We start from the raw sequence: 13151 nt of genomic DNA, 5'->3' as shown, positions 1-13151 counted from the left end.
CTGGTGGTGGATTCTGGTCGTGCTGACCGCAACCGGTCTGCTCGTCGGTCTCGTCATCCGGTACGCACCGGGTCACGCCGGAGACGATCCCGCCACCATCGAATTGGTGGCGGCACCGCTCGCACCGGCGGTCGTTCCCGGCTTGGCGGTGGCTGCCATCCTCGGCTTGGCCGGCGGGATCAGCCTCGGCCCGAGAACCCGATCATGGCGATCAACGCCGCCCTCGTGGTGGCGGTCGGTGCGCGTTTCGTCCCCAAGGTGCAGACACACGACTGGGTCGGATTGTCGACGGCGGCCACAATCGGCGCACTCTTCGGGACGCCTGTCGCAGCCGCGCTCATGCTGTCGGAGGCGAACGAGGGTGACCAGCGCGTACCGCTGTGGAACCGCCTCTACATACCGCTGGTCGCCGCGGCCACGGGTTCCTTTGTCATCACCCACTTCACCAACCTCGACATGTCCCTCGATCTGCCCGCCGAAGATTACGGCGGGGTCGCCGAGGTGTTCGTCGCGATCGGCGTCGCAGTCGTCGCCGCAGCGGTCGGGGTCGCCGCCTCGCGCGTGTTCGACCCGTTGCACAAACTGCTCCACCGGATCGCGAATCCGATCCTTCTGCTGACCGGCGCGGGTTTTGCGCTGGGTGTGCTCGGCGTCATCGGTGGCACCATCACGTTGTTCAAGGGCCTCGACCAGATGAAGGAACTGCCCGACCGGATGGCGACGACCACGGCGCTCGGTTTTCTCGCGCTCGCCGGTATCAAGCTCGTCGCGTTGCTCGTCGCCAGCGCCGCAGGCTTTCGGGGTGGACGCATCTTCCCGGCGGTCTTCGTCGGCGTCGCGTTCGGATTCGCGGTCCATGCCCTGTGGACCGGCTTGCCCGTGACGGTGACCGTGGCTGCCGCCACCGTCGGAATCGTGGTGGCGGCCACGCGCAACGGCTGGATGAGCCTGTTCCTGGCGCTTGCTGTGGTACCGCAGCTGGATCTGCTGATACCCATGCTGTTCGCAACCCTTGCCGCATGGCTGGTCGTCGTGAACCGGGCCGAACTCCGCGCCACACCGCTCTTGGCACGGCCCGAGCGCGCATCACCCGGGCCGTCCTGAATCAACGGGTCGCGGTACGACGGAGTTTGGTGTTGACGAATTCGCCCATTCCCCAGCGACCCAGTTCGCGCCCGTAGCCGGACCGTTTGACGCCGCCGAACGGCAACCCGGGCAGCGTGGTGCCGTGCTCGTTGATGTAGGCCATCCCCACCTCGAGACGATCCGCCACCTCTGCGGCCCGCGCGATGTCGGTGCTCCAGACCGATCCGCTGAGACCGAAGGCGACGTCGTTCGCCAGCTTCACCGCGTCGTCGACAGACTGCACGCGGTAGACCATGGCGACCGGGCCGAAGATCTCTTCGGCGTAGGCGTCCATATCCGGGGTGATGCCGGTGAGCACGGCAGGCCGCATGAACGCCCCGTCTCCGTCGATCGGCGCACCACCGGTGTGAAGCGTCGCGCCCTGCTCCACGGCCTTGGCGACCTGGTCCACCACCGTGTCGCGTGCGGAGACCGACGACAGCGGTCCGACAGCGGTGTCAGGGTCGGTCGGGTCCCCCACCGCGGAACTGTCGAACTCGTCGACCAACCGTTCGACGAAGTCGTCGTAGAGATCGTCCATGACGATGAAACGCTTGGGCGAGTTGCACGCCTGACCGGCGTTGGAGAGACGGGCACCGGCGGCGATTCGTGCTGTTCGATCCATGTCGTCGGTGTCCAGCAGAATGAACGGATCCGAGCCGCCGAGTTCGAGGACGGACTTCTTCAGGTTCTTGGCGGCCTCTTGGGCGACCGCGGCGCCCGCCGCCTCGCTGCCGGTGAGCGACACGCCGCGGATGGCCGGATGGCCGAGTAGTTCGGCGACCTGATCGGAACTCGCGTACGCGTTGATGTACACGTTCTCGGGCACCGATGCGTCGTGCAACACGTCGGCCATCAGCGCCGACGAGGCAGCGCAGATGGATGCATGTTTGAGAATGATCGTGTTGCCCACCAACAGGTTCGGCGCGACGAACCGCGCGACCTGGTAGTAGGGGTAGTTCCAAGGCATCACCCCGACGAGGGGCCCGACGGGCAGGGTCTGGACCAGCGATTCCGCTGCGCCCTGGGGATCGAGCGTCTCGGTGAGGAGTAGTTCGGGACCGTGTTCGGCGTACCAGCGGTAGATGTCCGCGGCGAGTTGAACCTCACCCGCTGCCTGCTTGGTCGGCTTGCCCATCTCGGTCGTGATGGCTTCGGCGAGTTCCGTCGAACGTTTCTCGTACAGGTCGGCGGTTCTGGCCAAGGCTTCGGCACGCTCGGCCACCGATGCGTGTCGCCACGCCTCGAAGCCCTCGGCGGATCGTTCGGCGAGGTCCGAGATCTGGTCATCGCGCAGACCGGTGTATTCGTGCTCAGTCCTACCGGTCGTCGGGTTGGTCGTCACATAAGCACTCATGACCCGATGCTACGGACTCCGAGCCGACACGTGGTGCGCGTTGTCGGTCTCGTCCCGATCGCCGATCTCATACCAATCGACGCATTCGGGGGTGCAAGTGTCATCACGATGCTGCCGACACATCTATCGTGACGGTTATGGCCAATCGAACACCGGACTCTCCAGCCACCGACGTCGACATCAAGCCCAGGAGTCGAGACGTCACCGATGGGCTCGAGAAGACCGCGGCCCGGGGAATGCTGCGAGCGGTCGGCATGGGCGACGACGACTGGGTCAAACCGCAGATCGGCGTCGGTTCCTCGTGGAATGAGATAACGCCCTGCAACCTGTCGTTGGACCGCCTGGCAAAGGCGGTCAAAGAGGGTGTTCACGCGGCCGAGGGTTATCCGCTGGAGTTCGGCACCATCTCGGTGTCCGACGGCATCTCGATGGGGCACGAGGGTATGCACTTCTCGCTCGTGTCCCGCGAGGTGATCGCCGACAGTGTCGAGACCGTGATGAGCGCCGAACGACTCGACGGCTCAGTGCTTCTCGCCGGTTGTGACAAATCACTCCCCGGCATGCTGATGGCGGCGGCCCGCCTCGATCTCGCCAATGTCTTCCTCTACGCGGGTTCCACCCTGCCGGGGTACGCCACCCTCTCGGACGGCTCGGAGCGTCAGGTGACGATCATCGACGCCTTCGAGGCGGTCGGCGCATGCTCGCGCGGATTGATGAGTCGCGAAGACGTGGACACCATCGAGCGCGCGATCTGTCCCGGGGAGGGAGCGTGTGGCGGCATGTACACCGCCAACACCATGGCCAGCGCGGCCGAGGCGATCGGTATGTCACTGCCGGGTAGCGCCGCGCCGCCGGCGCCCGACCGACGACGGGACCGGTACGCCCGTGAGAGCGGCGAGGCGGTGGTCGAACTCTTGCGACGAGGCATCACGGCGCGCGACATCATGACCCGTGAGGCATTCGAGAACGCGATCGCCGTCGTGATGGCCTTCGGCGGCTCCACCAACGCCGTCCTGCACCTCCTGGCGATCGCCAACGAGGCCGAAGTCGAGCTGTCGCTCGATGACTTCTCCCGGATCGGTTCGCGGGTGCCGCATCTTGCCGACGTCAAGCCGTTCGGCAAACACGTGATGACCGACGTCGACCGCATCGGCGGCGTCCCGGTCGTGATGAAGGCCCTCCTCGACGCCGGGCTACTGCACGGCGATTGCCTCACGGTCACCGGGAAGACCGTGGCCGAGAATCTGGCCGACATCGCTCCGCCCGACCCCGACGGTCTCGTCCTGAGGGCCACCACGAAACCGATCCACCCGACCGGCGGGATCACCATCCTGAAGGGATCGCTCGCCCCCGAGGGAGCTGTGGTGAAGTCGGCGGGCTTCGATTCCGACGTCTTCGAAGGTGTTGCGCGGGTCTTCGATCGCGAACGCGCCGCGATGGACGCCCTCGAAGACGGCACCATCACCGCCGGCGATGTGGTGGTGATCCGCTACGAGGGCCCCAAGGGTGGCCCCGGTATGCGCGAGATGCTGGCGATCACGGGTGCGATCAAGGGTGCCGGGCTCGGCAAGGACGTGCTCCTCATGACCGATGGCCGTTTCTCCGGTGGTACCACCGGGCTGTGTGTCGGGCACGTCGCGCCGGAGGCCGTCGACGGCGGCCCCATCGCACTTGTCGAGGACGGCGACCGGATACGCCTCGATGTCGGTACCGGCACTCTCGATCTGTTGGTCGACGAGTCCGAACTCGACAAGCGCGCACTGGGATTCGCCCCGCTGCCGCCGCGCTACACGCGCGGCGTGCTCGCGAAGTACTCGAAACTGGTCACCTCGGCGTCGCAGGGAGCGGTGTGCAGGTAGAAGATTCCGGAAGGGCCTCTCGATGAAACTTCTCGTCGCCAATCGCGGCGAGATCGCCGTCCGGATCATGGGAACTGCGGCCTCCATGGGGATCACCACGGTGGCAATCCATCCCGAGGACGACGCCGCCTGCGCTCACGTCTTCCGGGCCGACGAGGCTGTCACATTGCCCGGCGCCGGGGCCAAGAGCTATCTCGACATCACCGCGGTCCTCGAGGCGGCGCGAGACAGCGGGAGCACTGCGCTCCATCCCGGATACGGATTTCTCGCCGAGAACCCCGACCTGGCCCGCGCCTGCGACGACGGCGGTATCACGTTTGTCGGCCCGTCGCCCGAGCATCTGGAGCTGTTCGGGAACAAGACCTCGGCACGTCGGCACGCGGATCGGTGCGGTGTGCCGACGATCGCGGCCACGGACTCCCCCGCGGATCTCGCCGCGGCCCAGGCGCTCTGGGACCGACTGGGCGACGGGGCTTCGGTGATGGTCAAGGCGGCAGCGGGCGGCGGCGGACGCGGACAGCGTCACGTGTCCGATCGCGACGAGCTCGGCCCGGCGCTGCAGCGGTGCTCGTCCGAGGCCCTCGCCGCTTTCGGCGATCCGTCGGTCTACGTCGAGGAACTGCTCACCGACGTCCGTCACATCGAGATACAGGTACTCGGCGACGGTGAGGATGTCGTCGTCCTCGGCGACCGCGACTGTTCGGCGCAGCGTCGGCGCCAGAAGCTCGTGGAGATCGCCCCTGCGCCCGCGCTCGATTCCACTGTGCGACAAGATCTTCACCGGTCGGCACAGCGACTCATGGCTGGATACCGTGGACTCGCCACGGTGGAGTTCCTGGTCGTCCGGGAGACCTTCACATTTCTCGAGGTGAATCCGCGCATCCAGGTGGAACACACTGTGACCGAAGAGACCACCGGTCTCGACCTCGTCGAACTGGGGCTCCGCGTCGCCGGCGGCAGCACACTCTCGAGTCTGGGTCTCACGTCGTGCCCGCCACCGCGAGGCGTCGCCATCGAGGCACGCGTCAATGCCGAGACCGTCCGCGCCGACGGCGACGTGGCCGCCGAGACCGGCCGGTTACACCGGTTCCAACCGCCCAGCGGGCGCAACATCCGCGTCGACACCCATGGGTACGCGGGTTATGAGGTGGGCCCACAGTACGATTCGCTGCTGGCCAAGGTGATCGTGCGCGGGACCGACACCGAAGCGGCCGCCCGCGACTGCATGCGCGCTCTCGCCGCCTTCGACATCTCGGGTGTCGCGGTCAACACCCCTCTCCTGCAAGCGATTCTGGCGCGTCCAGAGCTCACGGCCAGGGGCATCGACACCGTGTTCGTCGACCGCAACCTCGCCGAACTCGTCACCGCACCGCACCTGTCGCTGCTCCCCGCCGCCACCGCCGCCGAAGACGAGCGGGATCGGAAGACCGCACCGCCGAAGCAGATGCCGGCGCCGGCTGGAACGGTCGCGATCCCCAGTCCGTTCCACGGCGTGGTGGTGTCACTGCCGGTCGCCGTCGGCGATGCCGTGACGAGTCGTACCGAGATCATCGTGCTCGAGTCGATGAAGATGGAACATGTCGTCCACAGTCCGGTTCCCGGCCACGTGGCCGCACTGAACATCCACGTCGGCGATGCGGTCGAGAAGGGCGAGGCGGTCGCGTTCATCGTGACCGGTGAGGCCGACGACGAAACCCACGATGCCGAAACCGAGATCGAGCTCGACCACATTCGTCCCGATCTCGCCGAAGTACTCGCACGTCACCACCGGACCCGCGACGAGGGCCGAATCGATGCAGTCGGCAAGCGTCACGCGAAGGGGCGGATGACCGCGCGCGAAGGACTCGACATCCTGCTCGATGGCGACAGCTTCGTGGAGTACGGTGCGCTGACGATCGCGGCACAACGTCGCCGGCGCAGCGTCGACGAACTCATCGACCGGACCCCGGCAGACGGACTGATCACCGGGACGGGGCGTGTCGACGACATGCCGGTCGCCGTCATGTCATATGACTACACAGTGCTCGCCGGGACCCAAGGCCTGCACAATCATCAGAAGACGGACCGGCTGCTCGAGCTCGCGCACCGCCGCGGCCTCCCACTGGTCCTGTTCGCCGAAGGCGGCGGCGGTCGCCCTGGCGACACCGACACCTCCGCGGTGGCCCAACTCGACGTGACCACGTTCCGGCGGATGGCACAACTCAACGGGAGGGTTCCGACCGTGGCGGTGGTCGCCGGCTACTGCTTCGCCGGCAACGCGGCACTGGCCGGGAGTTGCGACATCATCGTCGCCACCGAGGGTTCCAGCCTGGGCATGGGTGGTCCCGCGATGATCGAGGGCGGCGGTCTCGGTCGCGTCACGCCCGACGAGGTCGGCCCGATGGACGTGCAGTGGGCCAACGGCGTCGTCGACCGCCTGGTCGACGGCGACGCCGCTGCTCTCGACGACATCCGCCAGTACCTCTCGTACTTTCGCTCGTCGACGCAGGACTCCGGCGCCGCAGATCAACGACGGCTCCGCCACCTCATCCCAGAGAACCGGCTGCGCGCCTATCCTGTCCGGCCCATTCTCGACATCCTCTGCGACATCGGCAGCGTCTTCGAACTCCGTGCCGGTTTCGGCCATGGCGTCGTGACGGCGCTCGCACGCATCGAGGGGGTGGCGGTAGGCATCATCGCCAACAACTCACAGCATCTGGGAGGTGCTCTCGACGGGGACGCCGCCGACAAGGTCGTACGCTTCCTCGAGCTGTGCGAGACCCATCGTTTCCCGGTCGTCTCTCTGTGCGACACACCGGGATTCATGGTGGGACCGGAGGCCGAGCGTACCGCGACGGTGCGGCGCTTCAGTGACATGTTCCGCGCCGGCGCCCGCCTGACCGTCCCGCTTGTCATGGTCGTGCTCCGCAAGGCCTACGGCCTTGGGGCCATGGCCATGGCGGGTGGTGACCTCCATTCCCCGGTCGCGACGCTCTCGTGGCCGACCGGCGAGTTCGGCGGTATGGGTCTCGAAGGCGCCGTACGACTCGGTTACCGAGACCAACTGGAGGCCATCGACGATCCGGCCGCACGCCAGGATCGCTATGACGAGCTCGTCGCGACGCACTACGAACACGGCAAGGCCCTCAACGTGGCCAGCGTGTTCGAGATCGACTCCGTGATCGACCCTGCCGACACCCGGGCGACGATCATCCGCTGTCTCTCGCACGGATCGAACGGCCCTCGCTGAGGAAACCGACGTCTATCATCGCCGTATGATTCTCGACGACCTCATGCCGACCGTGCCGACCACGACTGCCGCAGCACTCGACCTGTTCGACTCGTCGGAGCCGGTGGAAACGGACGAGATGATCGGCACCTGGCACGGTGCCGAGCTGCCCACCGACCATCCGATGGACGGATTGCTCGCGGCGAGCGGTTGGTGGGGAAAGCAGTTCGTCGATGCCGAGACGGTGCATCCGTTGTTGTTCCCCGCGCGCGGCGGATCATCACTCTGGCCGATGAACCCGGTTCATGCCTTTCGCGGTGTCGGGTTGGCCAGGTTTCCGATGGTCACGCGGCGGACCTATACGAAGCCCATCGCGATGGTGAGTCCGGTGGTCCGCGCACGAAACTCCAAGGCGCGGCTGCGCACCACCCGGTATCGCGGGGTCGACACCGCCACGATGATGTACGACCAACTACCCATCAACGATGTGTTCCGCCGGTTGTCGGACCGGTCGGTCCTCGGGGCGATGGACATGAAGGGGTCGGCGCAGCCGTACTTCTTCGTCCTGTCCCGCGACGAGTCCTTGCCGGTCCGGTAGACACGACATGGACACCTCCGGCGTCGTCGCGATCGTCGCGGCCGGTGGACGCGGATCGCGGATGGAGGTGTTGACCGACCGACGCGCGAAACCGGCCCTGCCGTTCGGCGGCAACTACCAGCTGATCGACTTCCCGCTGTCGAACCTCCATCACAGCCGCATCGACGAGGTGTGGCTGTGCGTCCAATACCAGGCCGACTCCCTGCTGGAACAGATCGCAGGCGGCCGTCCGTGGGATCTCGACCGGACCCGCGGTGGGCTCCGCATCGTCCTGCCCGAGGAATCACGCGAAGAGGAAACCGAAGACGGTTTCGCGACGGGCAACGCCGATCTGCTCTACCGCATCCGCGACCGGATCGTCGAGCGCGCGCCGGAAGCGGTGGTGGTGATGAGCGCCGACCACGTCTACGAATTCGACCTCCGCGACGCCTTGGCGAAACATCGGGACACCGGGTCGGAATGCACTGTCGTCACGACGACCTGTTCGCGCGAAGAGGCTTCCGAGCATGCGACCGTGCACGCCCGTCGAGATGGCACGGTCACCGGGTTCCGCTACAAGCCGGACCGCCCTACCACCCGGGTGATCGCTGCGGAGATCTTCGTGTATGACCCCGAGGTCCTCGTGGAAGGTCTGGAAACCCTCTTCGCCACGACAGCGCACCGCGCCGACGACGATGGCGACACCGGCTTGGGCGATTTCGGAGACCACCTGATCCCGTGGTTCGTGGCGCGCGGAAAGACCATGGCGCACGCGCTACCCGGTTATTGGATCGACGCGGGGCGCCCGGAGACGTATCTGCAGGCGCATCGAGACCTGATCGACGGGACGGTGGACCTGTTCCGCCCGGACTGGCCGATCCTGACGCACCAGCCGCAACGCAACGCGAGCCGGATCGATGCAGGCGCAACGGTCGCCGATTCCATGCTCAGCAGCGGCGCCCAGGTGTCGGGAACAGTGCGCCGCAGCGTGCTCGGTCCAGGCGTGGTGGTCGAACGTGGCGCGACCGTCACCGACTCGATCATCTTCGCCGACAGCGTCATCCGCAGCGGCGCCCATGTGGCGTGGTCGATTCTCGACGAGCGCGTACGGGTCGGTTCGGGTGCGATCGTCGGCGGGCGCCCGCGGACGCGGCCGGTCCCGACAGACCGGATCACACTGGTGGGCATGGACTCATTGATCACCGCCCGTTCTCGAGTCCCCCTCGGGGCACGTATCGCTCCCGGCAGGAGACACAGCTGACCTTCGAGTGGTCGCCCCCTCGAGTCAGTCCAGACAGAATTCGTTTCCCTCGGGATCTGTCATCACGATGTGTCCGCCCTGTAGTGGTGGTGCGGGCTCGTGGCGGGCCACCCGCGTGGCACCGAGACCGATGGTCCGGGTGGCCTGCACCTCGAGCGCGGCCATCCGCTCATCGCCGGTCAGGCCCGGCGCCGAACGAACATCGAGATGTACCCGGTTCTTCGCGGACTTGCCCTCCGGAACCCGTTGAAAGAACAACCGGGGACCTGCCCCGTCCGGATCGACGAGCGCCGAGGCGTCGTTTCGCTGTTCTGGCGGGATACCCATTGCCTCGAGTGCCGCCTCCCAGCTGTCGAAACCCGGTGGCGGGTCCTGTATCCGATAGCCGAGAACCTCGGCCCAGAAACCGGCGAGTGCCGCCGGGTCGCCACAGTCGAAGGTCACCTGGAATTCGCGTGCCATCACCGTCTCCTCTTCGTCGTGAGCGCCGATGTGGTTCACCCTGCCAGGTGATGCGGACAGGTTTGGTCCGTTACCTCGGATCGGATCGCTTTCGGTAGCGTTGACCGCATGAACCTCCGTCGCGGCGCCTTCTTCTCGATCGCAGCCCTCGCGTTGACGTTGACCGCCTGCGACTCGGGTACCGAGCCCACCACCGACACGACCGGCAGCGCGCCGGCGAGTGCCGCGGCCGCCGCAACCTGCCCCACCGACGCGCCACAGGGCTCGGTCGATCCCGAATGGACACTCCGAGGGACCACCGGCAGCGTCGAGGTTGTCGGCTCGACGGACACCGCCGCCCCGCGGATCGACGTCCAGAAGCCCTTCGCCGTCGCCGAGACCCAGGTCCATACGCTCACCGCCGGTGATGGCCCGATTGTGCCCGACGCCGCGTCGGTGTCGGTCTGCTACATGGGCGTGGACGGTCGAGACGGCCAGGTCTTCGACAGCAGCTACGAACGCGGCACCCCCGCCGATTTCCCGCTCGACGGCGTCGTACCCGGGTTCAAGAAGGCGATCGCCGGACAGAAGGTCGGGTCGACGGTCGCGGTGGCCATGGCGCCCGCCGACGGGTATCCCGACGGTATGCCCGATGCCGGAATACAGAAGGGCGACACACTGGTGTTCGCGATCAAGATCTTGTCTGTCGAGGGATGACGTCGAGCGAACCGGCTCCGAAGCGCCACGCTCAGCGGCCCTCGAGCCCGGCCAGGATCCGGCGAGCCTGCGCCACCTGATCCTGTCGGTCCGTCAAAGTCTGTGCGGCACTCTGACTCTCGCCGTCGGAGACCTCGAGCTGCCGTTGCGCGAATCGTAGCTCGGCGTCGCAGTTGGCCAGTTCGGCACGTAACCGGTCCGCCTGCTCGGCGAGCTCGTCCGCGCGCCGCGCCGCCGTCGCATGCTGGTCTGCACGCTCCGCCGCGATTTCGCGCGCGCGACGTTCCTCGTCTTGCGCCGCGGCCAGCGCTTCCCGGGCCTCATCGATCCGAGCGTCGAGGTCGCCCTCGGAATCGATCGCCGTCCCCACATCGGGGTGATCGTCGACCTCACCGTCGCCCTCCCCTGCGGCCTCGTCGCCCACGCGCTCTGGCACGGCGAACACCCCGGCCGGGCCGAAACCGCTGTACTCGACCGCGGCAACCATCCGACCGCGTCTCACCGTCTCCCCGACGTCGGGATCGGCGAGCGCCGCCCGCAGCGACTGTCCGACCTCCCGAAGTGCGTTCTCGGAGAGTGTCACGTCGAGTTCGCGTGCTCGCTCGGTGATCGCGGCAACCGATTCGGCGACCAGTTGCTGCCGCCGGACCGCGAGATCTCGCAACCGATCCGCGGCCGCCCGTCGTTGGGCAGCCACGAGTTCGGCGGCGAGGTCTGCGAGGGCACCGACTCCGTCAGGATCGTGTCGCGCCCACTGATTCACCGCCCACGCGACCTGAGTGGGACGGCGCAACGCGGAGACCTCGGCCGCGAGGGCCTTGTGCCCCGCGGCCCGTGCCTCCTTCGCCAGCTCGTTGCGGCGTGCCACGAACTCGCCGGGCGCAAGCCCGTAGAGCTCGTCGATGATCTCGTCGAGGTCCATCAGCGCCTCTCGGTCGCAGTCATCTTCCCATCGTCGCCGCTGCCCACGCCCCACGCCGGATGCCCGCGGGCGCGCCACTACCCTCATGCGGTGCAGATCTCGACCTGGCTCGCGCTCCTGACGGCGTGCCTGCTCATCAGCTTCACACCGGGCGCCGGTGCGATCAACACGATGACGAACGCTCTCAACGTCGGGTTCCGCCGGGCCATCTGGGGCGTGCTCGGCCAGCAGGCCGCACTCGTCGTCCAACTGATCGTGGTGGCTGGCGGCCTCGGTGTGGTCATCTCTCGCTCGCCGGCAACCTTCGCGGTGATCCGCTATGCGGGAGCCGCCTATCTCGTCTACCTCGGCGTTCGCCAGTTCTCCGGCGCCCCGAACCGACGACCGAAGACACCGGGATATCCACGGCCGAATCCGGGTGGTCGATGTTCCGGCGCGGCCTGTGGGTCAACCTGCTCAACCCCAAGGCAATCGTCTTCCTGCTCGCGTTCATACCGGGGTTCGTCCACACCGATGAGTCGCCGGCCCGGCAGTATGCCGTCATCGCGATCACGCTCGTGGCCGTCGACCTCGTGGTGATGTGGCTGTTCTTCGCCGTGATCGCCCGCGGCTTCCGACGGGTGACCACCAGCGACCGCGGACAGCGAAACCTGAACCGCACGTTCGGTCTGCTGTTCGTGGGGGTCGGCGTGATGCTCGCGCTGCTCTGATCGCCCCTCCTCCTGGCCGGCCAGATTGACACCGTGCGGACCGCCGGGTACTCAGACGGGATGGACGCGTCGCCGAATTTCCGCGAGACCCGCTTCGACGATGTGACCGTGTTGGCGTCGAGTCATGGCGGCGCATTTCCTCACGGCAACACCGTGATGGTGACCGGTTCGCAGGCCCGGCTGGTGATCGATCCGTCGCTCGACGTCGACCACGATCCGGTCGGCGCGGACGCGGTGATGATCAGCCACGCACACGAGGACCATATCGCCGGGCTGAGGCACTTCACCTGCGAAAAGTACGCCCACCATGCCGATGTCGCGGGTGTTCGATCGCTCCAGGTCCTCCTCGACGGGTACGGGCTGACACCAGCGGAACGTCTCGCCGTCGACGAGCAGATCGGCGATCAGTTCGCCCTCCCCGACGGCTTTCCGGAAGCCATCGGGGTCGGCGATGGCCACACGTTCGATCTCGGCGACGTGCGCGCGACCGTCATCCACCTGCCGGGCCACACCGCCGGACACTGCGGCGTCCTCATCGAACCCGCGGGTTTCCTGTACGTCGCCGACATCGATCTCTCCTCGTTCGGACCGATGTACGGAGACGTCGGCAGCAGTGTCGACGAATACCTGACCTCGATCGAGACCGTTCGCGCCATCGACGCCCGCTGGTACGGAACCTTCCATCAGAAGGGAGTCATCGAGGGGTCCGCAGAGTTCCGCCGTCGGCTCGACGACTACGCCGAGGTGATCCTTCGTCGAGAACAACGACTCCTCGAATTTCTCGATCGGCCACGGACTGTGCCCGACATCGTCGCTCACCGCCTCGTCTATCGACCACATGTCGACCTACCGTTCGTGGACGCGGTCGAACGCCGCACCGCTCAACTCCATTTGGAGAGACTCGTCGCCCACGAGCAGGTCATCGAAACCGATGACGGCGTGTTCGTCCTGACCTGAACGTACATCGCAGACCC

The 13151-nt window shown here is 66.9% G+C and carries 11 protein-coding genes and 1 pseudogene; 9 read left to right on the top strand and 3 right to left on the bottom strand.

The annotated features are described in order from the left end of the window. The first annotated feature begins 204 nt into the window (after positions 1 to 204). Positions 205 to 1104, top strand: coding sequence for a chloride channel protein (locus tag GTV32_RS03660; protein ID WP_237421476.1), 900 nt, complete (start codon positions 205 to 207; stop codon positions 1102 to 1104). A gap of 1 nt (position 1105) precedes the next feature. On the opposite strand, the gene GTV32_RS03655 is transcribed toward GTV32_RS03660, so the two are convergent. After that, entirely contained in the window at positions 1106 to 2482 is a 1377-nt protein-coding gene (locus tag GTV32_RS03655; protein ID WP_161058983.1) for an NAD-dependent succinate-semialdehyde dehydrogenase, read from the bottom strand. A gap of 137 nt (positions 2483 to 2619) precedes the next feature. Between GTV32_RS03655 and ilvD the strand changes: the two genes are divergently transcribed. Genes ilvD through GTV32_RS03635 form a run of 4 tightly spaced genes read left to right on the top strand, consistent with a single transcriptional unit; the run spans position 2620 to position 9387 of the window. Beyond that, a complete protein-coding gene (ilvD, locus tag GTV32_RS03650) occupies positions 2620 to 4341 on the top strand; it encodes a dihydroxy-acid dehydratase (RefSeq protein ID WP_161058982.1) in 1722 nt (573 codons plus the stop codon). A 22-nt stretch (positions 4342 to 4363) separates the two neighbouring features. After that, the gene (locus GTV32_RS03645; protein WP_161058981.1) at positions 4364 to 7570 is read left to right on the top strand and encodes a carboxyl transferase domain-containing protein; all 3207 of its coding nucleotides are present in this window, start codon (positions 4364 to 4366) and stop codon (positions 7568 to 7570) included. 25 nt (positions 7571 to 7595) lie between these two features. Then, on the top strand, positions 7596 to 8147 hold the full coding sequence (locus GTV32_RS03640; protein ID WP_161058980.1) for a DUF4334 domain-containing protein: 552 nt from the start codon (positions 7596 to 7598) through the stop codon (positions 8145 to 8147). Between the two features lie 7 nt (positions 8148 to 8154). Next, positions 8155 to 9387 (top strand): sugar phosphate nucleotidyltransferase, encoded by a 1233-nt coding sequence (locus GTV32_RS03635; RefSeq protein ID WP_161058979.1) that lies wholly within the window; start codon positions 8155 to 8157, stop codon positions 9385 to 9387. A gap of 24 nt (positions 9388 to 9411) precedes the next feature. Here GTV32_RS03635 and GTV32_RS03630 read toward each other — a convergent pair whose 3' ends face one another. Beyond that, positions 9412 to 9849: a VOC family protein gene (locus GTV32_RS03630; protein ID WP_161058978.1), complete on the bottom strand. Its 438-nt coding sequence runs from the start codon at positions 9847 to 9849 to the stop codon at positions 9412 to 9414. A 108-nt stretch (positions 9850 to 9957) separates the two neighbouring features. Here GTV32_RS03630 and GTV32_RS03625 point away from each other — a divergent pair, with 108 nt between their 5' ends. Then, positions 9958 to 10545 (top strand): FKBP-type peptidyl-prolyl cis-trans isomerase, encoded by a 588-nt coding sequence (locus GTV32_RS03625; RefSeq protein WP_161058977.1) that lies wholly within the window; start codon positions 9958 to 9960, stop codon positions 10543 to 10545. Between the two features lie 31 nt (positions 10546 to 10576). Here GTV32_RS03625 and GTV32_RS03620 read toward each other — a convergent pair whose 3' ends face one another. Beyond that, positions 10577 to 11467: a hypothetical protein gene (locus GTV32_RS03620; protein ID WP_161058976.1), complete on the bottom strand. Its 891-nt coding sequence runs from the start codon at positions 11465 to 11467 to the stop codon at positions 10577 to 10579. Between the two features lie 171 nt (positions 11468 to 11638). Here GTV32_RS03620 and GTV32_RS23760 point away from each other — a divergent pair. The 3 genes and pseudogenes from GTV32_RS23760 to GTV32_RS03610 all read left to right on the top strand — a co-directional run. Next, positions 11639 to 11779 (top strand): annotated as a pseudogene (locus GTV32_RS23760) (lysine transporter LysE); the annotation flags it as partial. Between the two features lie 113 nt (positions 11780 to 11892). Further along, on the top strand, positions 11893 to 12177 hold the full coding sequence (locus GTV32_RS23755) for a LysE family transporter (RefSeq protein WP_272918219.1): 285 nt from the start codon (positions 11893 to 11895) through the stop codon (positions 12175 to 12177). Between the two features lie 60 nt (positions 12178 to 12237). Next, positions 12238 to 13134, top strand: a complete 897-nt coding sequence (locus GTV32_RS03610) for an MBL fold metallo-hydrolase (RefSeq protein WP_161058975.1) — start codon at positions 12238 to 12240, stop codon at positions 13132 to 13134. The last annotated feature ends 17 nt before the right edge of the window (positions 13135 to 13151 follow it).

Source organism: Gordonia sp. SID5947 (assembly GCF_009862785.1).
GTDB lineage: Bacteria > Actinomycetota > Actinomycetes > Mycobacteriales > Mycobacteriaceae > Gordonia.
This window is presented reverse-complemented; position numbering and strand designations above follow the sequence as displayed.